Source organism: Ensifer sp. B1-9 (assembly GCF_050474445.1).
Classification (GTDB): domain Bacteria; phylum Pseudomonadota; class Alphaproteobacteria; order Rhizobiales; family Rhizobiaceae; genus Ensifer.
The window spans coordinates 206,819-233,379 of sequence record NZ_JBCHVG010000001.1; the positions used below are offsets into that span (position 1 = coordinate 206,819).

Sequence of the window (26,561 nt, forward strand, 5' to 3'; positions counted from 1 at the left end):
CGCGCGTCGGCGCTCTTTGCGTTTCCGCAGAACTCTCCCGCAAGCTTTTGCAGGCAAGATTGAAGCCGCCGGATTTCTTCAAAAGATCGCCCCTCACCCTAACCCTCTCCCCGCAGGCGGGCGAGGGGACGTGCCCGACTGCACCGTTAGCAGCTGGGGCCGATCTTTGTGCGTGGTAATGCCGCAAGCCGCTTTACACATTGCACAGCGCAAACGCATCGGCGAGTGGACGTACCGAATGTCACGAATGGGAGTTGGATCTGCGGCAAGGCGGTGCCGCGGGTCCCTTCGCCCCGCTTGCGGGGAGAAGGTGGCGGCAGCCGGATGAGGGGCCATCACCTCGACAATGAAGGTGGCAGTCGTTCTGCCGGACGGCAGCCGCCTTCGGCGTCGTCGCTTACTTCTCCAGATGAATCGTCACCCAGCCGTTGCGCCAGATTGTGCGCACGTGGCGCAGGTGCTGGCCGTTGTAATGGGCGAGCACCTTCCAGCGTTGTTCGGCGAGAATGCCGGAAAGAATGACCGAACCGCCGGGGGCGAGGTTGGCGACGAGCTGCGGCGCCATCTTCATCAGCGGGCGAGCGAGGATGTTGGCGATGATGAGGTCGAAGGGGCCGTTGGCGCTGAACGCGGTGGAGTGAAAGCCCGGCGCGGTGGCAAAGGTCATGCCGGTGACGACGCCGTTGACCCGGGCGTTTTCTGCGGCGACGCGGGTGGCGATCGGGTCGATGTCCGTGGCGAGCACCGGCACGTGCATGAGCTTCCAGGCAGCGATCGCCAGCACGCCGCTGCCGGTGCCGAGATCGAGCACGTTGCGCACGGTGCGCGTGCGGGCAACGGAGGCCAGCACTTCGAGGCAGCCGGCGGTGGTGCCGTGATGACCGGTGCCGAAGGCCTGGCCTGCGTCGATCTCGATGGCGATCTCGCCGGTCTTCACCTTGTCGCGGTCGTGCGAGCCGTGCACGACGAAGCGGCCGGCGCGCACCGGCGCCAGACCCTCCAGCGACTTGGCGATCCAGTCGATATCCGGCAGCACTTCGCGCTCGATCGGGAGGTGGGCGAAATCCTCAGAAAGCGCTTCGGTGAGCCGTTCGTTCACGCGTTCCTCGTCGACGGCCATCATGTAGATCGAGGCTTCCCAGACGTCACGCTTTTCATCGACCTCCGTCGTGCCGATGGCATAGTCCTCTTCGCCGAAGACCTCGCTCATGCGGTCGAGCACGGCTTCCGCCTGCTTCTCGGTGGTGGTGACGAAAAGTCTGATCTCGCTCAAGGCTCTGTCCTTCGGGCTGGCAAATCCGCGTGCGCGCCCCGCATCGAGCCATGCCGTTAGGCGGCGCGCGGGGCGGTGGCAATCGTGTGCAGTGCGCTATCACGATTGCCCCACAAACGCAAAGCGCCGGGCAGGGCCGGCGCTTGCAACGTCATGTCACGACCGTAGGGGCTCAGCCCTTGGTGAGGTTTTCCAGCTTCTTGACCGCCGTTTCCGGGTTTTCCTCATAGGCGATCGTACCGGAGAAATGGCCGTTGGCGTCGAGCAGGAAGACCGAGGCCGTATGGTCCATGGTGTAGTCGCCGTCGGGTTTGGCGGCATCAACCGGCACCTTCTTGGCATAGACGCGGAAGCCCTTGACCATCTCCATCACCTTGTCAGGCGGGCCGGAAATGCCGGTGATGCGTTTCGAGACGTTGGAGACGTACTGGCCGAGGATCTCCGGCGTGTCGCGTTCAGGATCGACGGTGATGAAATAGGCCTGCAGCTTGTTGCCTTCCGGATCGACCTTTTCCAGCCAGCCGTTCAGCTCGAACAGCGTCGTCGGGCAGACCTCCGGGCAATGGGTGAAGCCGAAGAAGAGCGCGGTCGGCTTGCCGGTGAAGGCCTTTTCGGTGATTTCCTTGCCGTCCTGGGCGGTGAGCGTGAAGGGCACGCCGAAGGGACCGGTGGCGGCCTGCTGCTTCGACTGGGTCATTTCATAGGTCAGCCAGCCGAGGATGCCGGCCATGACGACGACGGCGGCCCAGAGGACGATGCGGATGGTTTTCATGCGTGCTACCGATTTTGTTGGGGCCGAAAGCGGCCATGTCCGGTTGATCCTCCCTTGATACCGCCTTCACCGGGACCGTGCAAATGGGACAATTGCCGCAGGTTGTGACGGCGCGCGCAGATCAGAAGCTGCCCCTCATCCCGCTGCCGCGACCTTCTCCCCGCTGGCGGGGAGAAAGTTAGTCCCCGGGTTAAACCCGAGGAGAGGGAGCGAAGCCGTCGCCTAAAAGCACCAGGAAAGGCCGGACTGGGCGAGCGCCAGGAACATCTCTGCGCCGTTCTCCATCCAGCCGCGGAAGGCGAGCAGGAGCACAAGCGCGATCGCAGCCGCGAGGCTTGCGGCGAGGGGGAGGCGGACCGAGCGCTGAGTCTTCGTGTTCATGGGGCCATCATAGCATCTGGCGCGGCGAGGGGAAGCCGCGAGCCGCGGTCGTGGCGCCTTCCGGTCGGGACAGGAAACGGTGGAAAACCGGCCCGGAGTGCTCCGATGGATTGTGCCCGCAAATGCCGGGAAAACCGAGGCTTGCGACGCATATGCAAAAACATGCAAATGGCTCGTCTCCCTGGGGATCGCGGCCTGCCTTAGCGAATGTTTAAGGTCTGTTTGCCAGTGTTTTTTCCACGCGGGAGGAGTGTTCGTGCTCCGATATGACATGAGGTCAGCCGGTTTCTCGGCCCCGGTTTCCGTATCGATCGTAGGAGGACCCGCTTCCAGGCGGATCCGTGACCATGGACTCCCTATGACTGCCACATCTCCTTCCCTGAAGCGCAATCTTTCCGTGAGCCAGCGGCTGGCGACGCTTGCCGGCGCCGCCTTCGTCGGCTTTGGCTCCGTGCTTGGGGTCGGCTGGTACCAGGGCAGCCAAGCCAACCACGCCCTGCAGGGCGCGGTCGCGGCACAGAACGGGCTGACGACCGTCGATGAGGTTCGCTTGGCGACGACCAATCTCGTGCTCAACGCGATGGATAGCATCATCGACCGGGAAGAGGGCGCGATCCAGCCGGCGCGCGCCGCCAGCATTGCCGGGATACTGAGGCTGCTCGAAGCGAAATCGGCCGACATCAAGGCGCTTGCCGGGGTGCTCGGACGGAGCGATGCGCTTTCGACCTTCGATGCGGATGTTGCGGAACTGCGCAAGGCGATCGGCACCGACCTGAAGACGCTGATCGAAGGCAAGGCTTCCGCTGACGACTTTGGCAAGATCGACGACGCGATCGATGGCGCCGGCGAGCGGGTCGCCACCGCTCTGACGTCGCTCTCCGAAGCGGCAACCGGCCTGGTGCAGACGCGCGTTGCCGAGGCGCGTGCCACGTCCGACCGGGCATTCCAGCTTCAGGTGGCCGCGGGACTGTTCGCGATGGCCACCCTGCTTTATCTTCTCTGGTTCCACGGCAGCACGCTGCGCGCCGGCATCCTCGGCCTGCGCAATGCGATGCAGCGGGTCCAGAATGGTGACCTGGCAACCAAGGTCGAGGCGCTCGACCGCGGCGACGAAATCGGCGCCATGGCCCGCTCGGTCGATCTCTTCCGGCTTTCGGCCATCGAGAAGCAGTCGCTGGAGCAGAGCGCCGCACTCAGCCGGCGCGAAATCGAGAAGGAACGCGAGCAGCAGCAGCACGAGCGCGAGGAGGCGGTGCGCCGCATCCAGACGGCGATCGACAGCCTCGGCCGCGCCTTGACCCAGCTTGCCGACGGCGACCTTGCCGTTGCCATCGACCGGCCCTTCGACGGCAATCTCGACCAGCTTCGTCAGAACTTCAACCAGACGGTCGAGCGGCTGCGCCTGGTGCTTTCGAGCGTCAAGGAGAATGCGCTTTCGATCGAATCGAACGGCCGGCAGATGCGTTCGGCCGCCGACGACCTGGCGCGCCGCACCGAACGGCAGGCCGCTTCGCTGGAGCAGACCTCGGCAGCGCTCGATGAAATCACAGTCACGGTTCGCACCGCCACCCAGCGCGCCGAAGAGGCAAGCCGCATGGTCGGCGAGACGCGCACCAATGCGGAGGAATCCGGCCGCATCGTCGGCGAGGCGATTGCCGCCATGGCGCGCATCGAAAGTGCTTCCAACGAGATCGGCAAGATCATCAACGTCATCGACGAGATCGCCTTCCAGACCAACCTCCTGGCGCTGAATGCCGGAGTCGAGGCGGCGCGTGCCGGTGAAGCCGGCAAGGGCTTTGCGGTCGTGGCGCAGGAAGTGCGTGAACTGGCGCAGCGCGCGGCCGGTGCCGCCAAGGACATCAAGGCGCTGGTCAGCCGCTCCGGCAACGAGGTCGGCAGCGGCGTCAAGCTCGTCCAGGCGACAGGCGAGGCGCTCGGCCGGATCGGCGCCGACGTGGCGCGCATCAACGAACACATGACCTCGATCGTGATGGCCGCGCGCGAGCAGTCGACCGGCCTCAACGAGATCAGCACCGCCGTCGGCCAACTCGACCAGATGACGCAGCAGAATGCCGCCATGGTCGAGCAGACCAATGCCTCGAGCCACACGCTGGCGCAGGACGCCGAGCGCCTGACCGGCCTCGTCGGCCAGTTCCGCGAGGGCCACACGATGCAGCGCGCCATGCCGACGTCGGCGCCGGGGCCTGTGGCGCCAGTGGCAAGGGCGACCGTTGCTCCGGTGCGGACGAAAACACCTTCGGCCCCCACCGCTCAGCGGCCGGCCGCCAAGGGCACCGGCGAGCCGGTGCCGCTGCGCAAGATCGGCTCGGCCAAAATGGCCTCGTTTCCAACTCCATCTCCCGCGAAGGCCCTGATGGGCAAGCTGGCGGGCGCTTTCGGCAACAAACCGGGCTCCGTGCCGTCCGTTACGGCCTCCGGTGAAAACTGGGAAGAATTCTGATCATGACCAATGCAATCAAGCAGTCCGGCGCCTATCTCGAAATCGTGTCGTTCCACCTCGGCGACCAGGAATTCTGCATCGACATCATGGCGATCCGCGAAATCCGCGGCTGGGCGCCGGTGACGCCGATGCCGCACACGCCGCCCTACGTGCTCGGCCTCATCAACCTGCGCGGCGCGGTGATCCCGGTCATCGACATGGCTGCCCGCCTCGGCATGAAGATGACCGAGCCGTCGGAGCGCTCGGCGATCATCGTCACCGATATCGCCGGCAAGCTCGTCGGCCTGCTGGTCGAGCAGGTCTCCGACATGATGACGATCAAGAGCGAAGCGCTGCAGCCGGCGCCGGAGATCATTCCGGAGGCACAGCGCGCCTTCTGCCGCGGCATCGTCGCGCTGGAAAAGACGATGGTCTGCTTCCTCAATCTCGATACGGTCATTGCCGACGAACTGGCCCAGGCCGCCTGATATTTCGACCGCTGCCAGAATTGAGGAGCACCCCGGTGGCATCGCCACCGGGGTGTTTTGCGTTTCGGCTGCGCTCGGGCAGGTAGTGGAATGCGTCGGTCAAGTTAAACTTCGGCAATGCTCTTCACGCTTGGGCGACTCCATTGTGACAAAACGTCATGTGGCCGGCGGGAATACTTGTACTAATTTACCGGTGTTGCCGGGCGCCCGAACGGAGGCCGGGTGCCTGCCACGAAACAGGAGTTGAACTCATGACAATCTCTGTAAGGAAACTTGTTGCCACGCTCTCCGTAACGATGCTGATGGCCGGGCCGGCTCTGGCCGACAGCTACTACCAGGGCATCGACGTCAACAATCCGCCCGGAACGCAGAACACGCACAAGGCCATGCCGCTGATGAAGCGGTCCGCCGCACGGGTTGACACGATGTCGACGGGCAGCATCAGCAGAACTGCCACACCGACCCCCGTTTATCGCGATCGTCAGCCTTTCGGCGGCTATCAGGGCGGTGACGGCGACTACTATCAGGGCATCGTTCCGCCGACCTATTGACATGCGGGAAGCGGGATGGGGTGCTCCCAGAGACTTCGCCTCGTTCCGCTCTGCCTACCCGCGCGTCTCATGAGGCGCGCAAAGGTCGCCGTAGAACTTTGATTTGCTGCATGTCTTTGTCCTTAAATCGAGGTCGCTTTTAAGGAGACATTCAGTAGGTTTCGGAAGCGCCCGCGAAGGGGCGGGCGCTTCATAGCGTCGTGATGGATTGCCCCGCCGGCTGAAGCAGGCGGAAGGCGCGTGCTTACTGCGGCTTTCCATTCTGCCAGGTCACCGTCTGGCCGTAGAGCGGAATGGTGGTGATCGACATCTTCGCCGACCCGTCGGTCAACTCACGCGAATGCGCCAGATAGATCAGCGTATCGTTCTTGCGATCGTAGATCCGTGTGACCAGCAGGTTCTTCCAGACAAGCGACAGCCCGGCGCGAAACACTTCCTCGCCGTCCTTCGAAAGATCGATGTCGCCGATTTCGATCGGGCCGGTCTGGCGGCAGGCGATGGAATTGTTCGACGGGTCCTCGAACCAGTTGCCGTTCTTCAGCCGGTCGATGACGCTGCGGTCGAAATAGGTGACGTGACAGGTGACGCCCTTGATCTTCGGGTCGGTGACGGCATCGATCATGATGTCGTTTCCGAGCCAGTCGACGCCGACCTCGCCGACCGTTTCGGCGCGGACGGGCAGGGCGGTCGCCGTGAAGGCGGCGAGACCGGCAACGAGAAGAGCGCGAACAATACGCGACATGGATGTCCTCCTGCAGCGGTGCGTGTCATTGAGACGCGAGGGCCGCCGTAGCGTTTTTGACGGGCTGCATGTTCCGTCCATGAACCGGTGGGGTCCAAGGGGACATGCACTGGGCCAAGCTCACATAGGTTCGGGAAGCGGCTTTACAAGATTGTCCTGCCGGTCAGCCGGCATCGCGCAGCAGCCTCGGCTCGAAGCTTCTGCTGTCGGCGGCGCGCAGTTGCGCGGCCGCGGCCGCGAGCGCCCGCGCGCTTGCGTCGGGCTGGAAGCGGCCGGCAATCGTGCAGCGGTCGCGCCCTTCGGCCTTGGCGTCGTAGAGCGCCATGTCGGCGCGGATCATGACGTCGCTGATCGTGTCGCCGGGAACGGCCTCGGCGAGGCCGATGCTCACCGTCAGCCGGATCGGCCGATCGAAGCGGCCGATCGGCGTGTCGCGCACCACGCGGCCGATCTCCTCGGCGAGCCTGAAGGCCGCTTCTTCCGTGTGGTTGGGCAGAACGATGCCGAATTCTTCGCCGCCGATGCGCCCAAGCGTGCCGCGGCCGGTGAGACAGGTGGCGACGGTGCCGGCGAAGTGGCCGAGCGCGGCATCGCCGACCGCGTGGCCATAGCGATCGTTGATCTTCTTGAAGTAGTCGAGATCGAGCAGCAGGAAGGACACCGGCTGCTGCCGTGCAAGGCTGGCGGTCAGGGCGCGCTGGCCAAGATCGAGCAGGGCGCGCCGCGACAGAACGCCCGTCAGCTCGTCGCGCGCGATCGCCGTCTTGAGGTCGGTGATCACCCGGTTCTGGATCATCAGGATCACGCCCAGGAAGAGCACCGGCAGATAGAAGTAGCGCATGACGGCACAAGCGAAATCCCAGCCGGCGGGTGCAGACGCGACCGCTGCGGCGTGGGCGGCGGGCGAGAGCACGGCGACTGCGAGCAGCGTCGAGCAGCCGGTCGCCGCACACGCGATGACGCAGAGCCGCTCCACCGGTCCCGGCGCCTGGCGCCGGTGCTGCGAGCAGACGGCGATGATCAGCACGAAGGCGGCGGCGATGCCGATGACGGAAAGCGCATGCAAGGTCGTGCTTTGCGTGCCGAATGCGGCAGTGAACAGCGCGACGAACGCCATCGACGCGGCTGCGACAAGGGACGTCGAGGTGCGTCTGTGAACGCCGAGCGCGCGGTGAAAGCCGGAAAGCACGAGCAGGCAGGCGCCGGCCAGGAACACGAGGCCGATCAGGGACAGCGGCTGGAGTACCGGAAACTCGGAGAGCATCATGAACACGGTTGAGGTGCTTGCCACCGCACTGGCCGCGGCGAAGTCCGTGCCGCCCTCGACCATCGAGGCCCGCAATGAAATCAGGACCGGGAGCATCGCCAGGAGGGCGATGATCGATATGGCAGGGAGAAAGCTCATTTCGAAACGGCCTGTCGTGCTAAAATCAACAAAGGCGGCTTGCGTCTCAGCCAGATATGCAAGGCCAATTGGTAGCGAGGGCGCCTTAACGAAAGCCGGCGAATTCCGATGCAATTTTACCGATTGGCCTAGATTGGCACGGTTGTTCACATCAGCGCCCGGGCAACCGGCAGATGGCGAATTGTCCGGGTCTTCGGGTGCGCCCGAGGGATGATGCAAAATTCTTCTTCGGCCGGCGCAGGGGCCGCGCGAAACGACGGAGAGGCCGGGCTGGCGGGCAGCGCCGGAGGCGGCGGAACCCGACCGGGCTTTTGCTCATTCCGTGTCTGCGGGGCCAATCCCTCCGCGTCAGGTGGACCGGATTGAACCGCGGCGACGGCGAAACCTGGGAGAGATGAGGTGTTTACGGGAACATGGCTCTTCGAGAACAGGGCGGATGCCGGACGGCAACTCGCCGAGGCGGTCGAGGTCGAGACGCTTACCGATCCGCTGGTGGTGGCGCTGCCGCGGGGCGGCGTGCCGGTCGCCTATGAGATCGCGATTCGCATCGGCGCACCGCTCGACGTCCTGATCGTGCGCAAGATCGGCGCGCCGGGGCACGCGGAATTCGGGCTTGGCGCGCTGGTCGACGGCGAGGAGCCGGAATTGTTTCTCAACCGTCAGGCGATCCGGCTCGTGCGTCCGGCAAGGGGCTATCTGGAGGCGGAAACCGAGCGCCAGCACGCCGAAATCCTGCGGCGCCGCGCGCTCTATTTCGGCGATCGCGAACCGCTCTCGCCTAGGGATCGTGACGTGATCCTCGTCGACGACGGGATTGCGACCGGGGGGACCGTACGCGCGGCGATCAGGGCATTGCGCCGGGCAAACCCACGCCGCCTCATCCTTGCCGTTCCGGTGGCGCCGAAAGGGGAACTCGCGGATCTCCGCAATGCGGTCGACCGCGTCATCTGCCTCGCCACCCCTTCAGCATTTCGCGCCGTCGGCCTGCACTATCACGACTTCGAGCAGACGAGCGACGAGGAGGTGATCGCGTTGATGAAGAAGGCGCGGCGGGAGGACGAGGGGTGAAGCGGCCGCCGGAGGTGGATCGGTTGTCGCAGTCGCCGCAGCCCATCCGAATAGTTGCATGAAGTGCACTCGGCCGTATTGCAACGGCGGGCCTCTCGCGCCACATTCCCGGCGCGAGATGTTGGCGGAGTGGGCGCCGGAGGAGGCGACCCCGAGGAGAAGCTATGGCCGCGAAGCTGGAAATTGGGAAGACGCTCGAAGATTTCTGCCGTCCGGAGCGCATGGCGCTCGTCGTTTACGACATGCAGGTAGGCATCGTCAGGCAGATGAAGAACGGTGCCGAAATCACCGAAAGGGTGCTGAAGGTGCTGGAGGCGGCACGGGCAGGCGGCTTTCCGGTGATCTTCATGCGGCACCTCTCGATGCCGAAGCCGCTGATGGGCGCTTTCCAGATGCGCCAGGCGATGGCCTGGCAGCGGACGGACGACCCGGATGCGGTGCATCCCTGGTTCCTGCGCGGCACGCCGGGCTTTGAACTGGTGCCGGAGCTCCAGCCGCGCGAGGACGAGGCGATCCTCGACAAGATCACCTTCTCGGCCTTCGAGGGCACGCCACTCGCCATGATCCTGCGCGATCTCGGGCTTACCTCTTTCGCGATCTGCGGCATTGCCACGGAGATCGGCATCGACCCGACCGTGCGTCACGCGACCGACCTCGGCCTCGTGCCCATCGTCGTGCGCGACGCCTGCGGGGCAGGGCATCACGAGGCGGGGGAACGCTCGATGGAAAACATCGTCTTCATGGGCGACGCGATCATGACCGACGTTCAGGCAATCACCGCGGCGATGACCAACCGCTAGGCGGCAGTGCCACTCCGTCCAATCGATCATGGGACCGATAATGACTGATAATCCGCCGCGCGGCACTGATTCCATCCGGAGGCGGACATGCCCGGCAGCAATCCTCTAGTGGACGCCGTTGCCTTTTCAGTGAAGCCATTTGGCTTCCGGACGAAAGCGCGGAGTTGGTATCTGGAAAACCCCGAGACTATCTTGATCGTGAACCTCCAGAAGTCTCAGTTCGGGAACCAGTTTTACCTGAACTTCTCTGTCGTGTTGCGATCGATATCGACTGTTGAGAGGCCCAAGCAGTACCATGGCGACATCCGCTTCCGCCTCGAAGATGTTCTTGCGTCCGCCGAGGCTGAGTTGTGCGTGAAGCTTCTCAATTTGGAAAACCAATTGTTTTCGGATGAAGAGCGGCAAGCCTGTTTCGCCGAGTTGGTCGATCGTGCTTTACCGCTCTTGCTTCGATGCGGAACGGAAGCCGGCGCCGCGGAGGCCCTATCCAGCAAGGCGCTGCCTGACTGGATGCTCTCCAGGGCGGGCGCGGAACGTCTTCATCTTGGGTGACGCGATGGTCACGCGCTACATTCCAATCGAGCTCGAACCAAAAGTGCCGTGCACGGGGATGGAGCTTTACGACCTCCAGCACACCTATCTCGGCGATGACGGCAATCCGCTGACAGCGTATTTTTCCCTGCCAGTCGACAAGGATGAGTTGCTCAAGATCTTCTTCCGTCATGCGGACATCGTTCGTGTCTTGGACGAGGTTTACCTTTCGACGGAGGAGCATGGCGTGGAGAGCAGCGGCCTAGTCCCCTATCACTTCGCGTATCGCGTAGAAAACAGCCGCTTTTGGCTTTCACAATCCGAATTCTATCGCGAGCTTAAACGTGATGCCGCCCATTATCGCTTCATAACGGGCGGTGCGTGTCTGGACATATTGGCGACCGTTGAGCCCCGGTTCTCTCTGGTTCGTCAATTCAACCGAAAAGCCGATCCCGACGAAGGTTCAGCCCTAGAAGGAGAGGCTCTGAGCCCGCGATGAAGAGATCGCCTTCATCGGCGGTGCGATCGCGACCTATGTTCCGGCGATTAAGTCAGCGACCACAGCGCCAATGACACGGCGTCAAGTGCACAGTGCCCATTAATCTCATTTTACCACAGGATAAAAAATGACTGACAATCTCCAAATCCGCCCAATAGCCCGGACAGACTACGAACAGTGGCTGCCGCTCTGGGATGGCTACAACGCCTTTTACGGCCGCTCCGGCGAAACCGCGCTCGATCCCGCAATCACCGCGATGACCTGGTCGCGTTTCTTCGACGCCTATGAGCCTGTGCATGCGCTGGTGGCCGAGAGCGATGGGCGGCTGGTCGGGCTTACGCACTACCTCTTTCACCGCAGCACGACGATGATCCAGCCCAACTGCTATCTGCAGGACCTCTTCACCAACGCGCAAGCGCGCGGCAAGGGTGTCGGGCGGGCGCTGATCGAGGGCGTCTACGAGGCCGCACGTGCCGTGGGCGCGCCGCGCGTCTACTGGATGACGCACGAGACCAATGAGACGGCGATGGCGCTTTACGACAAAGTGGCGGAGAAGTCGGGGTTTCTGGTGTATCGGAAGGCGGTTTGAGGCGATAACTCGCCCGAGCCTCCCGGTTTGAGCTTCAGCAGATCGTGGCTCCGCGCAATGTACCGAGGCCGTGATCGATCAATCGGGAGCTGCATGTGAAAAACAAGCCGGTCCGCTGTCCTACTTGAAAAATGCGCTAGATCGCAACTACATGTTGAGTTCCGTTATGCTGCAAGCTGTTGTGTTGGGGCGACGAACGTCGACGAGGGGGATAGGTGAGGCTTTTTATTACAGAGGTTACTGAGATGAGTGCCGGCAATTACTGCGTCGCGGGTTGGGACGCACAGGCCCAACGAATGATCCGGCCATTGCCAAATGGGCAAAACTGGACCTCAGCCTTGCTCCAGCAGCATGCAGTCACCCCGGGTGCAGCCATCGATGTTTTCAACAATGGACATGTACACAATGGGATGTACCCCCATAGCACCGAAGATACCCCCATCAATACAGCGACAATTCAACACATTGCTCCCGCTCAAGCGCGTTGGTTTGGCGTAGGTGCACCTCCGGTCGGGGGCTCCGTTCAGCTCGCATTTGGCGGGCATGTCGCTCACAACAGTGTCTGGAATGGCGCGCTTCAGGGCGTATTTGTTCCAGTTGGAACACAAGTTGGGTCACTTGCGGCCATTTCACTAGACCGGGGTCAAATTGATTTCGTTGACGAATTTGGTAAGCTGAAAGCGCTCGTCAATGACGGGCAGTTCACCTATAAGCTTGCTGTCAGCAGTTTGGCACTGAAGTCTGCCTGGGGACAGGGTGGTATTCCGGCAGTTATTCATGCCTTGCCTAATGCTGGACAAGTGCACGTTCGCTTGGGGTTGGCGAGAGCATTCGATATGCCTGCTCATAAGTGCTACATGATGGTCAATGGCGTGAATTGGTAGTGGCGATGAGATCTGAGGATTTCACAATCTGGACAATAGGTCACTCGACACATTCGTATGAGCAGTTTCTCAAGCTTGTGCGAGGGGCGGGTATTACAGCAATCGCGGATGTTCGAACCGTCCCGCACTCTCGCCATTTCCAGCAGTTCAATAAATCAGCGTTGCGAGACGAGTTGAGATTGGATGGCATTGCCTATTCGTTCCTAGGAAATGAGCTGGGAGGGCGTCCGAGAGATCAAGTATATTATTGCGACGGCGTGGCCGATTATGAGCAAATGGCAGAAGCGGTCGAGTTCAAGAGTGGAATCGATCGCTTGATTGAAGGCTCTCGAAAATATCGGATCGCCTTGATGTGTTCTGAGCGAGATCCGCTTGATTGCCACCGGTGCTTGTTAGTGGGGCGAGTCCTTGCGAGCCGCAATATTGCTGTAAGGCACATTCTCGGGAATGGTCGTGTCGTCTCACATCGTGAGATAGAGAGCCAATTGCTCTCTATGGCCAGCTCGCAAGATGATGATCTGTTCATGCTACCGCAAGAAAGATTAGCTGCCGCCTATAAGGCGCGGGCGCGGAAGGTAGCGTTCGCGGAACCAACCTTCGACAATCAAACCGAAAAAATAGTCAAATGGAACATGTGAGAATCTCAACCATCGGCTTTACGAAAACTTCGGCGGAAGATTTTTTTGGACGTCTTCTGAAAGCTGGCGTAAAGAAAGTCGTCGATGTTCGTTTGCATAATACTTCGCAGCTTGCAGGCTTTGCAAAGGCCGACGACCTTGCTTACTTTCTGAAGAAAATTGGGGGAATTAGCTATACTCACCAGCCCCTCCTTGCTCCGACGGATGTAATACTCAAGGCGTTCAAACGGGATAATGGTGATTGGAGCCGTTATGAGGGGCAGTTCTTGGCGTTGATGACGGAGCGCAAGATTGAGAGCCGCCTAAGCCCCGAAATGCTGGACGGAGCGTGCCTACTTTGTTCCGAGGATACGCCGCACCATTGCCATCGACGCCTTGTTTGCGAATATCTCAACGACCATTGGGGTGGCCGACTAAGAGTCCAGCACCTATAGGCGGACAGGAAGGTTGGAGGCTTTCACTCACACCTTCTCGACAAACCCGTCCAGCACGCGCTTCTGGCCGGCGCGGTCGAAGTCGATGGTGAGCTTGTTGCCTTCGATCGCGGCGATGTTGCCGTTGCCGAACTTCATGTGGAAGACGCGGTCGCCGACCGCGAAGCGTGACGGCTCCGCGGTCGTTGATTTCGCCACCAGCTCGCCGTCGATGGTGCGGCCGCGCGGGCCGCTTTCGCCGTAGCCGATGCGCTCGACCGCGTGGCCGGAGCGGGTGCCCCAATTGTCGCGGGTGGCGTCGGAGCGGTGCTGCTGGGCGCGCTTCCAGCCGGGCGTCGCATAGTTGTTCTGGAAGGGATCGGCCTTGTCGAAGCGCGACTGGCCGTAACCGCCGCGGCCATAGCCGCCATAGGATTGTTCGTTTTCGGCCACGTCCACATGGGCAAGTGGCAGTTCGTCGAGGAAGCGCGAGGGCATGGTCGACTGCCAGAGGCCGTGGATGCGGCGGTTGGAGACGAACCAGATGTGGCAGCGGTGCTTGGCGCGGGTGATGCCGACATAGGCGAGGCGGCGTTCTTCCTCCAAGCCGGCGCGGCCGCCTTCGTCGAGCGCGCGCTGGTGCGGGAAGAGGCCTTCCTCCCAGCCGGGGAGGAAGACGGTGTCGAACTCCAGGCCCTTGGCCGAGTGCAGCGTCATGATCGAGACCGCGTCGAGGTTCTCGTTCTGCTCGGCGTCCATGACGAGGGCGACGTGCTCGAGGAAGCCGCGCATCGACTCGAAGGCCTCCATCGAGCGGATGAGTTCCTTCAGGTTTTCCAGCCGTCCCGGGGCTTCGGCCGTCTTGTCGGCCTGCCACATGGCGGTGTAGCCGCTCTCGTCGAGGATCTGCTCGGCAAGCTCGGTGTGTGGCGTCGTCTCCAGCAGGCTCTGCCAGCGGCGGAAATCGGTGACGACGTCGAAGAGGGCCTTGCGCGCCTTCGGCTTCAGCTCGTCGGTCTCGATGATCTCGGAGGCCGCCGCGAGCATGGGGACGCCCCGAGTTCGTGCAAATTGATAGAGGGTACTGATCGTTGCGTCGCCTAGCCCGCGCTTTGGGGTATTCACAATGCGTTCGAATGCGGGGTCATCCGACGGGTTTGTTAGGACGCGCAAATAGGCAACCGCGTCGCGAATCTCGAGACGTTCGTAGAAGCGCGGGCCGCCAATCACGCGATAGTTAAGTCCCAGAGTAATAAAACGCTCTTCGAACTCGCGCATCTGGAACGAGGCGCGCACCAGGATCGCCATGTCGTTCAGCTTGTGCTTCCGGCGCTGGAGCTGCTCGATCTCCTCGCCGACCGCGCGGGCTTCCTCTTCCGAATCCCAGGCGGCGTGCACCTGCACCTTCTCGTCATCCGGATTGGTGCGGTCGGTGAAGAGCGTCTTGCCGAGGCGGCCCTCGTTGTGGGCGATCAGGTGGCCGGCGGCGCCGAGGATATGCTCGGTCGAGCGGTAGTTGCGCTCGAGCTTGATGACCTTGGCGCCCGGGAAATCCTTCTCGAAGCGCAGGATGTTGTCCACCTCTGCGCCGCGCCAGCCGTAGATCGACTGGTCGTCGTCGCCGACGCAGCAGATGTTGATCTGCTGCGCAGTTTTCCTTGCGCTCACGCTGTCGCCGCTTTGCGGCTCGCTCCGCGAGGGCGCGCCATGGGGCGCGACGGCCGCTTGGCCTTGCCGGGCTGTGCCCGGACCGGTGGCCGCGCTTGACGGCTTTGGGCGCTGCGCAAGCAGCCGCAGCCACATGTACTGCGCCGTGTTGGTGTCCTGATACTCGTCGACGAGGATATAGCGGAACTTGTCGTGATAGTCCTTCAGCACATCCGCATGCATGCGGAAGATACGGATCGGGTGCAGGAGAAGGTCGCCGAAGTCGCAGGCGTTCAGCGTCAACAGCCGGTTCTGGTAGGCGGCATAGAGCTCGCGGCCCTTGCCGTTGGCAAAGGCGCGGGCGTCGCCCTCGGGGATCTGGGCGGGATCGAGGCCTTTGTTCTTCCAGCCGTCGATCATGCCGGCGAACTGCTTGGCCGGCCAGCGCTTGTCGTCGATGCCTTCGGCCTGGATGAGCTGCTTGATCAGCCGCACCACGTCGTCGGTGTCGAGAATGGTGAAGTCGGAACGCAGGCCGACGAGCTCGGCGTGACGGCGCAAGAGCTTGACGCCGATCGAGTGGAAGGTGCCGAGCCAGGGCATGCCCTCGACCGCATGGCCGACGAGCACGCCGATGCGCTCCTTCATCTCGCGCGCCGCCTTGTTGGTGAAGGTCACGGCAAGGATCTGCGAGGGGAAGGCGCGCCCGGTGGAAAGAATATGGGCGATGCGGGTGGTGAGCACGCGGGTCTTGCCGGTGCCGGCACCGGCAAGAACGAGCACCGGACCATCGAGCGTTTCGACCGCTTCGGACTGTTCCGGGTTGAGACCGGAGAGATAATCCGGGCGTGGCTGGGCGCGATCACGCGCCGCCATGGCGCGCGCGGCGATGCCGCCGGTGGCTGGGATACCTCCGGGGGCTGGCGGCTGCTTGCGCGGCGCCGGCTCCTCGTCGAAGAAAGGAATGTCGTCGAAACCACTCATCATGCGGCTCAATGTAGTGATTCGGTGGGGAAAGGCCAGAAAGGATGTTCTTCTTTTATTCCGTTTTCTGCGCCGGCAGCACCAAGCCTGTGGAAAGACAGGCGATTTCGAGACCGCTTATTCTTGGAACTGATGTCTAGTTTCCCGCATGTCGTTATCGCAAAACCGCTTGCACATTTTTGCGCGACATCCTTTAGCCGGAGCTCTTATCGAAGACGGCATCGACCGGCACCTGCAGCGCGGTCGCAAGCTGGTTGGTGCGGGCGGCAAGCGAGATGACCCGGAGCAGATCCGCATGCTGGGCATCGTTCATGCCCTTCGCCCTTGCCGCCGCCGTGTGGGAATGGGCGCAGTAGCCGCAGCCATTGGTGACGGAGACGGCGATATAGAGCATCTCCTTCACCAGCGGATCGAGCGCAGAAGGCGTGGCCATCACCGCTTTCACGTCGCGCCAGGTCTGCTCCAGCAGATCCGGATCGAAGGCGAGCCACAGCCACATATTGTTGATGAAATCGGATTTGCGCGTGGCGCGGATATCGTCGAACACGGCCTTGACGCGTGGGTTCGCTTCCGGGTCCTTCGGCGGGGTAACGGTGCTCATGGGCTTCGCTGCGTGGTGTTGCCGGCGGCCTTGCGCCGCCGGATTGAAGAATGGGGATCAGGCAAGGGCAAAGACGCGCGCCGGGCCGCCGGTGCCACCGCGGTGCTTCGGCGCACCGAGGATGAGCGTCGCGCCCTTCGAAGGCAGCTTGTCGAGATTGGCGGCGGCCTCGAGGCCCCAGCGGCCCTCGGGCAGCCAGGCATAATGGGTGGCGAAATCGGGCGAGGGGCCGTGGTCGAGCGAAAGCGTATCGACGGCGATGCCGGCGGCCTTGCTCTCTTCGATGAGATAATGCGCCGCCTCGACGTGAAAGCCGGGGAAATGCAGCTTGCCGCCGCCATCGGCATTGCGGAATTTCTCCGTACCCATATGCGCGCCCCAGCCCGAGAGCATGGCGACGCAGGCGTTTTCCGGGATCTCGCCATTGGCAGCGACCCAGGTCTTGATATCGTCGGGCGTCACCTGTGCGTCTGCGTCGCCGGATGCCTTTTCGCGGATATCGACGATGCAAAGCGGCACGACCAGCTTTTCCACCGGCAGTTCGGCGACCGAAAGGCCGTCGGCGGAAAAATGCAGGGGCGCATCGACATGGGTGCCGGTGTGTTCGTTCACCCGCAGTTCGAACAGGTTGAACTTGTCCTTGGCGTAATTGAACTTCGCCTCGCGGAAGAACTGCTGCTGGCCGAAGAAGGTCGGGAAATCCTCGTGCAGTTCGTGGGTGAGATCGGTGACGCTTGCATGTCCCTGAGCCAAGGCCGGGGGTGCGATACCGGCGCTCGCGGCCGCGAGGCCGGCGGTTCCAACGGCAGCGGCTTTGAAGAAGCTGCGGCGCGAGAGCATGCGCTCCTTCACCGTTTCCATCACACAGGCATCGCACATCGTTCTTGCTCCCCTTCAAGCAAATGAAAAAAAACCAGCGGGCGAAACCGCTTGGAAAAAGCTGCCGGCGGTTGCAGGATAGCGCAGCCGAAGCCGCTGTAAATGCCGGCTCATGCAGCAAATTGCGATTGACGGCGGAGACCATGGGGCGATTGCGCCGCGCGTCATCATGCCGCCACCAAATTCGCTTTTATTACAATTGCGTAATGATGCCATTCCGTCATTGCCCCGACGCGCGCGAACAGGGATACTCCGCGCAATCGGAACGAACCGCCGGCCGTGCCGCGCTGGGGCGTGTTTTTTGCTTTATCTGGAGATTTGAATGCGGGTTTGGAAACAGCTTGCGGTGAGCGCCGCTGTGCTTCTCGTGGGCGTGACCGTATGGGTGCGGTTCGTGCCCGGCGCAGGTGAAACGCTCGCTGCCATCGGCGTTTCTCACCCGCTGATCGATGCCTTGTCAAAGCCACAGACGGGCGGCAGCCAGGGCGGCGAACGCAATGGCGGGCGCGGCCAGGGCGGCGGTGCGATCCTGGTGATGGTTCGCCCCTCGGCAACATCAGTCGTCAACGACCGGCTGAACGCCATCGGCAACGGCGAGGCGATCCATTCCGTCAGCGTCACGCCGACGGCGACCGGCAATCTCACCGAAATCCTCGTGCGCTCGGGCGACAAGGTGGCGGAGGGCCAGGTGATCGCCCGGCTCGACAGCGACGACCAGAAGATCGCCGCCGACCAGGCGCGGCTGACGCGCGACAGCGCGCGTGAAAAGATGGAACGCTATCGCAATCTCAGCACCGCGCGGGCGGTGACCGCGGTCGACGTGCGCGATGCCGAAATCGCGCTGCAGGCGGCGGAACTGGCGCTGAAGACTGCCGAGCTTGATCTGAAGCGCCGCGATATTATCGCTCCCTCCAAGGGCGTCGTCGGCATTATTACCGTCAATGTCGGCGACTATGTCACCACCACGACGCCGATCGCCGTTGTCGACGATCGCTCGGAGATCCTCGTCGATTTCTGGGTGCCGGAGCGCTTCGCCAACAAGATCACCGTCGGCCAGCCGGTCACCGCCTTTGCGATCGCCCAGCCGGGCAATCAGCTCAACGGCGTGATCCACGCGATCGACAACCGGCTGGACCAGGCAAGCCGGACGCTGCGCGTGCGCGCACGGCTCGAAAACCCCCAGGATACGCTAAGGGCCGGCATGTCCTTCTCCGTCACCATGGCCTTTGACGGCGACACCTATCCGACGGTCGATCCGCTGGCGATCCAGTGGAGCTCGGAAGGCTCCTATATCTGGCGCGTTACCAACGACAAAAGTGAGAAGGTGCCGGTGAAGATCATCCAGCGGAACCCGGACAAGGTGCTGGTCGACGCCGCGCTTTCGGAAGGCGATGAGATCGTGACCGAAGGCGTGCAGCGCCTGCGCGACGGCGGCGAGGTCCGCATCGCCGGGCGCGAACGCAAGCAGGATGCCGCCCAGAAGGTTGCGGAGGAGACCAAGTGAGCGGCGGGGAAGGGCACAGCAAAGCGTCCGCCCGCGAACGCGGCAAGACCGGCTTCACCGCACTCTTCATCCGCCGGCCGATCTTCGCGCTGGTGGTGAATACCCTGATCGTCGTCGCCGGCCTTGCCGCCTGGAACGGCATTGAGATCCGCGAACTGCCGCAGGTCGACCAGCCGGTCATCTCGGTGACGACCACGCTCGATGGCGCGGCACCGGAGACGATGGACCGCGAGGTGACCTCAGTTGTCGAGGGTGCTGTCTCGCGCGTGCAGGGCATTCGCGACATCTCCTCGACCTCGTCCTTCGGCCGCAGCCGCGTGACGCTGCAATTCTCCGACAGCACCGACATCGGCCAGGCCTCGAACGACATCCGCGATGCGCTCGGCCGGGTGCGCAACCAGTTGCCCGACAATGTCGACGAGCCGAGCATCGTGAAGGCCGACGCCGACAGCCAGCCGATCATGCGGCTGGCGCTGACCTCCGACACGATGAGCATGGAAGACATGACGCTGCTCGTCGAAAACGAGATCAGCGACCGACTGGCGGCGGTGGAAGGCGTTGCCGACGTCGCGGTCTATGGCGACCAGGAGAAGATCTTCCGCATCGACCTCGATCAGGCGAAGCTCGCCGGGCGCGGGGTGACGGTGGCAAACCTCAGGACCGCGCTCGCCAATGCCTCCTACGACGTGCCGGCCGGCAAGCTGACCAGCGCCAGCCAGGACATCTCGGTGCGCGCGACCGCCGACCTGCAGACGCCGGAGCAGTTCGAGAACCTGATCCTCGTCAACAATGTGCGGCTGCGCGACGTCGCCACCGTGACGCTCGGTCCGGATACGGGCACGACGGCGCTGCGCTCCAATGGCCGCCAGGGCATCGGCCTCGGCATCGTCCGCCAGGCGCAGTCGAATACGGTCGATATCTCCGAGGGCGTGCGCAAGGTCGTCGATACGATCCAGACGCAGATCCTGCCCGAGGGCACCCAGCTTCGGATCACCAGCGACGATGCGGTCTTCATCAACGGCGCCATCCACGAGGTGGAGATTGCGCTGGTCGTCGCCGTCTTCATCGTGACCTTGGTCATCTACCTGTTCCTGCTCGACTGGCGGGCGACGCTGATCCCGACCATCAGCATGCCGATCGCGCTGATCGGCACGGTGGCGGCGATCTATCTCGCCGGCTTTTCGATCAACATTTTGACGCTGTTGGCGATCGTTCTGGCAACCGGGCTCGTCGTCGACGATGCGATCGTGGTGCTCGAAAACATCGTGCGGCGGCGCGCCGAAGGGCTTGGTCCGCGTGCGGCTGCCGTGCACGGCACGCTCGAGGTGTTCTTCGCGGTGCTGGCAACGACGGCGACACTTGCCGCAGTCTTCGTGCCGCTCTCCTTCCTGCCGGGGCAGACGGGCGGTCTCTTCCGCGAATTCGGCTTCGTGCTTGCCTTCGCGATCCTGCTTTCCTCCTTCGTGTCGCTGACGCTCTGCCCGATGCTTGCCTCGCGCATGCTGACGAAGGACACGCATACGGTGCCGGGGCCGATGGCGCGGTTCGGGGCACGCGCTGCCGGCTTCTATCGGGTGACGCTTCGCGCCTGCCTCAACTCGCCGCTGATCGTCTTCGTCGTCGCGGCCTTCTTCACCGCCATGGGCGCGGCCGGCTTCCTGACGCTGAAATCGGAGCTGACGCCGAGCGAGGACCGCTCGCAGGTGATGATGCGGATCAACGCGCCGCAGGGCGTCTCGCTCGAATATGCCCAATCACAGATGCGCCGCATCGAGGACGGCCTGCAGCCGCTGGTCAAATCCGGCGAGATCGACAACATCTTCTCGATCTCGGGGCAGGGCGGCTCGGTCAACAGCGGCTTCATGGTGCTGACGCTCGCCCCCTGGGAGAAGCGTGACCGCACCCAGCAGGAGATTGTCGCCGACATCAACAAGGTGACGGCGCGCATCCCCTCGGTCCGCGTCTTCGCCATGCAGCCGAACAGTCTCGGCATTCGCGGCGCCGGCAGCGGCCTGCAGGTGGCGCTGGTCGGCAACGACTACAACAAGCTCGGCGACGCGGCAGCGAAACTGGTGCGCCAGATGGAGGACAGCGGCCGCTTCGAGAACGTTCGCCTCAATTACGAAGCCAACCAGGCGCAGCTCTCGATCACCATCGACCGCGAGCGCGCCTCCGACATGGGTGTCGACATCGGCGGTCTCGCCTGGGCGCTGCAGGCGATGCTCGACGGAAACAGTGTCGTCGACGTCTATGTCGATGGCGAATCCTATCCGGTGAAGCTCTTGTCCTCGACCAATCCGGTCAACGACCCGACGGATCTGCAGAACATCTTCCTGAAGGCCGGAGACGGCAAGATCGTGCCGATGTCGACGATCGCCAGCGTCGAGGAGATGGCGGTGGCGCCGCAGCTTTCGCGGGAATCGCAGCTTCGCGCCGTATCGCTGTCTGCCGGCCTCAAATCGGATCTCGCGCTCGGCGAAGCGCTGACCATGGTCGAGCAGATGGCCGAGCCGCTACTGCCGCCGGGGTCGCGCATCATGCCGCTCGCGGAAGCGGCGACGCTCAATGAGAACGCCAACGGCCTCTTCGTCACCTTCGGCTTCGCCCTCGTCATCATCTTCCTGGTGCTGGCGGCGCAGTTCGAAAGCTTCATCAGCGGCCTCATCATCATGTCGACAGTGCCGCTGGGGCTCGCCTGCGCGGTCTTCGCGATGATCATGACCGGCAACACGCTGAACATCTACAGCCAGATCGGCCTGGTCATGCTCGTCGGCATCATGGCGAAGAACGGCATCCTGATCGTCGAATTCGCCAACCAGCTCCGCGATCGCGGCCAGGACGTGCGCTCGGCGATCGAGAACGCCGCCAATATTCGCCTCCGCCCCGTGATGATGACGATGATCGCCACCATCGTCGGCGCGGTGCCGCTGGTGCTGGCGAGCGGCGCGGGTGCCGAAGCGCGCATCGCGCTCGGCTGGGTGCTGGTCGGCGGGCTCGGGCTGGCGGTGATCGTCACGCTCTACCTGACGCCGGTCGCCTATCTGGTGATCGCCCGCTTCACCAAGCCGCATGCGGATGAGGAGCGCAAGTTGAACGAGGAAATGGAAGCGGCAGCCGCGCTGGAGGCGCACTGAGCCACTGCAAAATACAAAGTGCTACGGCAACCTTGCACGTCTGATGAGACGGGCGGCGCTGTAGAGGCCAGCGAACGCCGCGGGCCTCTCCCACGCTACATTTCGAGCCCGGCGGCAATGAGAAAGATCGCTGCCGCCAGGCCGCCGAGTGCGCTTCGTCCGGCATGGAGCCTACCCCAGCGCTTGAGCAGGCTGCGGCTTTCCTCGCCGGTCTCATCCGGCCGCGTTGCTTCCAGCTTGCGATTGACCGGCATGACGAAGAACAGCGTATAGGGCCAGTTCAGGATGATGATTGCGGCACCCATGCCCCAGAGCACATGGCCGGTCCTTCCCCAGGCGGCAGCGCCGAGCAGGCCTGAGACAAGGGCGAGTGTCGCCTGCATCTCGAAGGCGCGGCGGTAGGAAGGAACCCATTGCGCCAATGCGGCGCGATCGTCGAGATGGAGCCGAGCGGGCTGTTCGGCGAGATTGATGTAGATGGCGGCGCCGAAAAAAATCGACGCGGTGAGCAAAGCGAGCAGACCCAGCATTGCCTCTCTCCCTTCACGTCAACATGATAATCCAACGCCGGCAATTTGAGCAGGTGTTTTCTGCGCTCTCGCCCTCATAGGTGGACCCGGAACCTTTGAAACTGATTCCGATTTCGCTGGCAGCGCCTTGAAATCGAATCGCTTTCGGTTCTGTTGCGCCGGGTGGATCGCCTAGCTGTTGCGCCGCTGTGCCAGACCCTCGATGATCGTGTCGAGGCCGTATTCGAAGGTGGCGTCCGGTCCGCTCTCGTCGAGTTCCTCCATGGCGGCTGCGAGCAGCGGCGCGTTTTCCGCGGTTGCTGCTTCGCCATCGGCTTTGCTTTCTCCCGCGTCCAGGGCGGTCTGCTGTTCCAGCACCGAGCCGACGACATAGTGGCTGATCACGAGCAGTGCAGAGGCGGCGTCCGCCGGCTGAAAACCGGCCGCGTGCAGGAGGCGGATCTGCGCTTCCACCGCAGCCATCTGCGGTGTGCTTGGCCGCGTGCCGGCGTGAATGCGTGCACCGTCGCGATAGGCAAGCAGGCTCTTTCGGAAGCTGCGGGCATTGGCGGTGAGGAATGCGCGCCAGTCCTCGTTCGGCCGTGGCGCTGAACGATCGTGGCTCTCGGCCATCATCGCCTCCGCCAAGGCCGCGATCAGCGCCTGCTTGTTCCTGAAGTGCCAATAGAGCGCCGGCTGCTGCACGCCGAGCCGCTCGGCCAGCCGGCGGGTCGTCAGGCCGTCCAATCCCACCTCGTTCAGCAATGTCAGCGCGGTGCGCACCACGGTGTCCCGTTGCAGCTTCGTCATGTCTCGCTCCATCTGTCGCTTGACAATTTATCATTGATAAGTTTCCTGTACATTAATTTATCAATGATAAGGAGTCGAAGATGGCGCTCGAAAAAACCGACGGCGGAACTCCGCGTGCAGCCGGCAGCGTCAGGGCAGGGCGCAAGGCGCTTTGGGTGCTCTTTGCGGCGGTCGCGCTCGATGCATTCGGCATCGGCCTCGTCATGCCGGTGCTGCCGGGCCTCCTGCGCAACCTTGCCCATGCCGATCAGGTCGCCGGGCACTATGGCGTCCTGGTCTCGCTCTATGCCCTGATGCAATTTGCCTTCGCGCCCGTGCTCGGCTTTCTCTCCGACCGCCATGGTCGCCGGCCGGTGCTTCTCATCTCGCTCGCCGGCGCGGCGATCGACTATGCGATCATGGCGACGGCACCGAGCCTGGCGGTGCTCTATCTCGGCCGCATGATCGCCGGCATCACCGGGGCGACCGGCGCCGTCGCCGGCGCGGCGATCGCCGACACGACGGAAGGGGAGGAGCGGGCGCGGCATTTCGGAATGCTCGGCGCCTGCTTCGGCGTCGGCATGATAGCGGGGCCCGTTGTCGGCGGGCTGCTCGGCTCTGTCGGCCTGCACGCGCCCTTCGTCGCCGCTGCAGTCATGAACGGTGCCGGCTTTCTCTTTGCCCTGTTCTTTCTGCCGGAGAGCCGTCGGAAGGCCCCGGCCAGCATGGCTGCCGGCGGGCTCAATCCGCTGGCGGGGCTGCGCCAGACCCTGCGCGGCCTGCTCCTCCTGCGGCTTGTCAGCGTATTCTTCGTCGTGCAGCTCGTCGGTCAGGTGCCGGCCGTGCTCTGGGTCATCTTCGGCGAACACCGTTTCGGCTGGGATGCGCGGATGACGGGCCTGTCGCTCGCCGCCTTCGGTCTGCTGCACGCCGTGGCGCAAGGCGTCATCGCCGGACCGGCGGCAGCGCGTCTCGGTGAGCGCCGCGCGCTGCAACTCGGCATCGGGCTCGACGGTCTCGGCTATGGGCTGCTGGCGCTTGCCACGGCAAGCTGGATGGTGCTGCCGATCATGCTGCTGCTCGCCGCCGGCGGCATAGGTTCGCCCGCCTTGCAGGCGCTTCTGTCACGCGCCGTGGATGAGGAAGGGCAGGGCCGGTTGCAGGGGGCGCTTGCGAGCCTCGCCAGCCTGGCGTCGATTGTCGGCCCGCTGCTCTTCATCGGCCTCTATTCGCTGACGCTCGCCGCCTGGGACGGCTGGGTGTGGATTGCAGGCATTGCGCTCTACCTCCTTTGCGTGCCGGCGCTGAGGCATCTGCCACGTTGAAAAATCGACTGTTTTCCCCGCTCCGATACGCTCTTGTGACACTCCGGTCTCACGTCAGGCGTTTTCCTGCGTTAGCCTGCCGGTCAAGAGCGCGAGCGTCTGGACAAACTGATTCCGATTTGCACAGTAGCGCCTTGAAATGACTGCGCTTCCGAAGCATCGCTTCGGGACAGCAGCGCATGCAACAGGAAGGGCGTTTTCCGTGGCATTGAAGGCGATCAGAGCTGGCGTGAGGAACGAGGCCGGCATTACGGCGGCGAAACGGGAACTGGCCGCCCGCTTCGGCGACCGGCTGCAGACGGGCGAGGCGATCCGCGCCCAGCATGCCCACACCACCACCTACATTCCGGCGCAGCTTCCCGATGCGGTGGTGTTTGCCGAAAGTGCCGAAGACGTGCGCGAGATCGTTCGGATCGCCGCCCAGCACAAAGCGCCGCTGATCCCCTTCGGCACCGGGTCGTCGCTCGAAGGCCATATCAATGCGCCGCATGGCGGCATCTCGGTCGATCTTTCCCGCATGAACAGGGTGCTGGAGGTCAATGCCGAGGATCTCGACTGCCGGGTCGAGCCGGGCATCACCCGCGAGGAGCTCAACACTTATCTGCGCGACACCGGCCTCTTCTTCCCGATCGACCCCGGCGCCAACGCCTCGATCGGCGGCATGGCCTCGACGCGGGCTTCGGGCACCAATGCGGTGCGCTACGGCACGATGAAGGACAATGTACTGGCGCTGACGGTGGTGACGGCCGATGGGCGCGAGATCCGCACGGCCCACCGGGCACGCAAGTCTTCGGCGGGCTATGACCTGACGCGGCTTTTCGTCGGCGCGGAGGGCACGCTCGGCATCATCACCTCGATCACGCTCAGGCTGCAGGGTATCCCGGAGGTGATTTCCGGCGGCGTCTGCCCGTTCCCGACGATCGAAGACGCTTGCAACGCGGTGATCCTCACCATCCAGTCGGGCATTCCGGTGGCGCGCATCGAGCTTCTCGACGCGCTGCAGATGAAGGCCTGCAACGGCTATTCCGGTCTCTCCTATGCCGAGACGCCGACGCTCTTCGTCGAGTTTCACGGCAGCGCCGCAAGCGTCGAGCTGCAGTCGCGCCAGTTCGGCGAGATCGCGTCGGAGTTCGGCTCGACCGGCTTCCAGTGGACGACCAATCCGGAGGAGCGGGCGCGGCTCTGGAAGGCGCGGCACAACGCCTATTGGGCGCAGAAGAGCCTGATCCCGGGCGCGGCGATCCTGTCGACCGATGTCTGCGTGCCGATCTCGCGGCTCGCCGATTGCGTTGTGGCGACGCAGGAGGACAGCGCCGCCCATGGGCTGACCGCGCCGATCGTCGGGCACGCGGGCGACGGGAACTTCCATGTCGGCTTGCTGTTTGACGACACGGATGCGGCCGATGTGGCGCGGGCCGAGGCTTTCGTCGAGCGGCTGAATGCCCGAGCGCTCGAAATGGATGGAACCTGCACCGGTGAGCACGGCATCGGCCAGGGAAAGATGCCGTTTCTCGAGGCTGAGCTCGGCGACGCGCTGGACCTGATGCGCCAGGTCAAGCGTTCGCTCGATCCGGACAATATCTTCAACCCGGGCAAGATCTTCGCCTGAGGCGGACCCCCGCGCGAGGGCGTCAGGTTTTGGCCCAATTTTTCGGGCAATGCGCCGGCGCCAAAGTGTGGTACTGCATAGTTCCGAAGTCGGAATCGACCCCGAA

General features: G+C 63.4%; 25 protein-coding genes. 15 read left to right on the top strand and 10 right to left on the bottom strand.

From position 1 onward, the window contains the following. Nucleotides 1-397 precede the first annotated feature (397 nt). The 3 genes from ACQ5BM_RS00945 to ACQ5BM_RS00955 form a co-directional block, all read right to left on the bottom strand. On the bottom strand, nucleotides 398-1,273 hold the full coding sequence (locus ACQ5BM_RS00945) for a 50S ribosomal protein L11 methyltransferase (RefSeq protein ID WP_429806628.1): 876 nt from the start codon (nucleotides 1,271-1,273) through the stop codon (nucleotides 398-400). Between the two features lie 172 nt (nucleotides 1,274-1,445). Continuing rightward, nucleotides 1,446-2,045, bottom strand: a complete 600-nt coding sequence (locus tag ACQ5BM_RS00950) for an SCO family protein (protein WP_429806630.1) — start codon at nucleotides 2,043-2,045, stop codon at nucleotides 1,446-1,448. Between the two features lie 222 nt (nucleotides 2,046-2,267). Then, nucleotides 2,268-2,426, bottom strand: a complete 159-nt coding sequence (locus ACQ5BM_RS00955; RefSeq protein WP_429806631.1) for a hypothetical protein — start codon at nucleotides 2,424-2,426, stop codon at nucleotides 2,268-2,270. Nucleotides 2,427-2,784: 358 nt separating this feature from the next. On the opposite strand from ACQ5BM_RS00955, the gene ACQ5BM_RS00960 reads away from it, so the two are divergent. The 3 genes from ACQ5BM_RS00960 (at nucleotide 2,785) to ACQ5BM_RS00970 (ending at nucleotide 5,905) form a co-directional block, all read left to right on the top strand. After that, a complete protein-coding gene (locus ACQ5BM_RS00960; protein ID WP_429806632.1) occupies nucleotides 2,785-4,887 on the top strand; it encodes a methyl-accepting chemotaxis protein in 2,103 nt (700 codons plus the stop codon). Nucleotides 4,888-4,889: 2 nt separating this feature from the next. After that, nucleotides 4,890-5,354: a chemotaxis protein CheW gene (locus tag ACQ5BM_RS00965; RefSeq protein ID WP_113540693.1), complete on the top strand. Its 465-nt coding sequence runs from the start codon at nucleotides 4,890-4,892 to the stop codon at nucleotides 5,352-5,354. A gap of 251 nt (nucleotides 5,355-5,605) precedes the next feature. Next, nucleotides 5,606-5,905: a hypothetical protein gene (locus tag ACQ5BM_RS00970; RefSeq protein WP_429806634.1), complete on the top strand. Its 300-nt coding sequence runs from the start codon at nucleotides 5,606-5,608 to the stop codon at nucleotides 5,903-5,905. Nucleotides 5,906-6,149: 244 nt separating this feature from the next. On the opposite strand, the gene ACQ5BM_RS00975 is transcribed toward ACQ5BM_RS00970, so the two are convergent. Both ACQ5BM_RS00975 and ACQ5BM_RS00980 read right to left on the bottom strand, forming a co-directional pair. Beyond that, nucleotides 6,150-6,647, bottom strand: a complete 498-nt coding sequence (locus ACQ5BM_RS00975; RefSeq protein ID WP_429806636.1) for a CreA family protein — start codon at nucleotides 6,645-6,647, stop codon at nucleotides 6,150-6,152. Between the two features lie 163 nt (nucleotides 6,648-6,810). Then, nucleotides 6,811-8,052, bottom strand: coding sequence for a diguanylate cyclase domain-containing protein (locus ACQ5BM_RS00980; protein WP_429806638.1), 1,242 nt, complete (start codon nucleotides 8,050-8,052; stop codon nucleotides 6,811-6,813). A 399-nt stretch (nucleotides 8,053-8,451) separates the two neighbouring features. Here ACQ5BM_RS00980 and ACQ5BM_RS00985 point away from each other — a divergent pair, with 399 nt between their 5' ends. The 8 genes from ACQ5BM_RS00985 (at nucleotide 8,452) to ACQ5BM_RS01020 (ending at nucleotide 13,495) form a co-directional block, all read left to right on the top strand. Beyond that, complete coding sequence (locus tag ACQ5BM_RS00985) at nucleotides 8,452-9,120, top strand: phosphoribosyltransferase (RefSeq protein WP_429806640.1); 669 nt, start codon at nucleotides 8,452-8,454, stop codon at nucleotides 9,118-9,120. Nucleotides 9,121-9,284: 164 nt separating this feature from the next. Further along, a complete protein-coding gene (locus tag ACQ5BM_RS00990) occupies nucleotides 9,285-9,920 on the top strand; it encodes a cysteine hydrolase family protein (protein WP_429806642.1) in 636 nt (211 codons plus the stop codon). Between the two features lie 87 nt (nucleotides 9,921-10,007). After that, the gene (locus ACQ5BM_RS00995) at nucleotides 10,008-10,472 is read left to right on the top strand and encodes a DUF4304 domain-containing protein (RefSeq protein ID WP_429806643.1); all 465 of its coding nucleotides are present in this window, start codon (nucleotides 10,008-10,010) and stop codon (nucleotides 10,470-10,472) included. Nucleotides 10,473-10,476: 4 nt separating this feature from the next. Continuing rightward, a complete protein-coding gene (locus ACQ5BM_RS01000) occupies nucleotides 10,477-10,950 on the top strand; it encodes a hypothetical protein (protein WP_429806645.1) in 474 nt (157 codons plus the stop codon). 127 nt (nucleotides 10,951-11,077) lie between these two features. Then, the gene (locus tag ACQ5BM_RS01005) at nucleotides 11,078-11,539 is read left to right on the top strand and encodes an N-acetyltransferase family protein (protein WP_429806646.1); all 462 of its coding nucleotides are present in this window, start codon (nucleotides 11,078-11,080) and stop codon (nucleotides 11,537-11,539) included. Nucleotides 11,540-11,754: 215 nt separating this feature from the next. After that, nucleotides 11,755-12,423 carry a hypothetical protein gene (locus ACQ5BM_RS01010; protein ID WP_429806647.1) on the top strand — a complete coding sequence of 223 codons (669 nt, stop codon included), beginning with the start codon at nucleotides 11,755-11,757 and terminating at the stop codon, nucleotides 12,421-12,423. A 5-nt stretch (nucleotides 12,424-12,428) separates the two neighbouring features. After that, on the top strand, nucleotides 12,429-13,061 hold the full coding sequence (locus ACQ5BM_RS01015) for a DUF488 family protein (protein WP_429806649.1): 633 nt from the start codon (nucleotides 12,429-12,431) through the stop codon (nucleotides 13,059-13,061). After that, nucleotides 13,049-13,495, top strand: coding sequence for a DUF488 family protein (locus tag ACQ5BM_RS01020; protein ID WP_429806650.1), 447 nt, complete (start codon nucleotides 13,049-13,051; stop codon nucleotides 13,493-13,495). Before ACQ5BM_RS01015 ends, ACQ5BM_RS01020 begins: the two co-directional genes overlap by 13 nt. Nucleotides 13,496-13,522: 27 nt before the next feature. Here the strand turns inward: ACQ5BM_RS01020 and ACQ5BM_RS01025 are convergent, their stop codons facing one another. From ACQ5BM_RS01025 to ACQ5BM_RS01035, 3 genes are all read right to left on the bottom strand, one after another. Further along, complete coding sequence (locus ACQ5BM_RS01025) at nucleotides 13,523-16,108, bottom strand: ATP-dependent helicase (RefSeq protein WP_429807641.1); 2,586 nt, start codon at nucleotides 16,106-16,108, stop codon at nucleotides 13,523-13,525. A gap of 190 nt (nucleotides 16,109-16,298) precedes the next feature. Continuing rightward, nucleotides 16,299-16,706, bottom strand: a complete 408-nt coding sequence (locus tag ACQ5BM_RS01030) for a carboxymuconolactone decarboxylase family protein (protein ID WP_429806652.1) — start codon at nucleotides 16,704-16,706, stop codon at nucleotides 16,299-16,301. 57 nt (nucleotides 16,707-16,763) lie between these two features. Further along, complete coding sequence (locus ACQ5BM_RS01035) at nucleotides 16,764-17,585, bottom strand: cyclase family protein (protein WP_429806653.1); 822 nt, start codon at nucleotides 17,583-17,585, stop codon at nucleotides 16,764-16,766. 322 nt (nucleotides 17,586-17,907) lie between these two features. On the opposite strand from ACQ5BM_RS01035, the gene ACQ5BM_RS01040 reads away from it, so the two are divergent. Together ACQ5BM_RS01040 and ACQ5BM_RS01045 are read left to right on the top strand one after the other, a co-directional pair. After that, the gene (locus tag ACQ5BM_RS01040) at nucleotides 17,908-19,089 is read left to right on the top strand and encodes an efflux RND transporter periplasmic adaptor subunit (RefSeq protein WP_429806655.1); all 1,182 of its coding nucleotides are present in this window, start codon (nucleotides 17,908-17,910) and stop codon (nucleotides 19,087-19,089) included. Then, on the top strand, nucleotides 19,086-22,223 hold the full coding sequence (locus tag ACQ5BM_RS01045) for an efflux RND transporter permease subunit (protein WP_429806656.1): 3,138 nt from the start codon (nucleotides 19,086-19,088) through the stop codon (nucleotides 22,221-22,223). Before ACQ5BM_RS01040 ends, ACQ5BM_RS01045 begins: the two co-directional genes overlap by 4 nt. Nucleotides 22,224-22,318: 95 nt before the next feature. Here ACQ5BM_RS01045 and ACQ5BM_RS01050 read toward each other — a convergent pair whose 3' ends face one another. Both ACQ5BM_RS01050 and tetR read right to left on the bottom strand, forming a co-directional pair. Beyond that, nucleotides 22,319-22,753 (bottom strand): DUF1772 domain-containing protein, encoded by a 435-nt coding sequence (locus ACQ5BM_RS01050; protein WP_429806658.1) that lies wholly within the window; start codon nucleotides 22,751-22,753, stop codon nucleotides 22,319-22,321. Nucleotides 22,754-22,924: 171 nt separating this feature from the next. Beyond that, complete coding sequence (gene tetR / locus ACQ5BM_RS01055; protein ID WP_429806660.1) at nucleotides 22,925-23,542, bottom strand: tetracycline resistance transcriptional repressor TetR; 618 nt, start codon at nucleotides 23,540-23,542, stop codon at nucleotides 22,925-22,927. Between the two features lie 80 nt (nucleotides 23,543-23,622). On the opposite strand from tetR, the gene tet reads away from it, so the two are divergent. Together tet and ACQ5BM_RS01065 are read left to right on the top strand one after the other, a co-directional pair. Continuing rightward, nucleotides 23,623-24,846 (top strand): Tet(A)/Tet(B)/Tet(C) family tetracycline efflux MFS transporter, encoded by a 1,224-nt coding sequence (gene tet / locus ACQ5BM_RS01060; RefSeq protein ID WP_429806661.1) that lies wholly within the window; start codon nucleotides 23,623-23,625, stop codon nucleotides 24,844-24,846. Nucleotides 24,847-25,048: 202 nt separating this feature from the next. After that, entirely contained in the window at nucleotides 25,049-26,455 is a 1,407-nt protein-coding gene (locus ACQ5BM_RS01065; protein ID WP_429806663.1) for an FAD-binding oxidoreductase, read from the top strand. The last annotated feature ends 106 nt before the right edge of the window (nucleotides 26,456-26,561 follow it).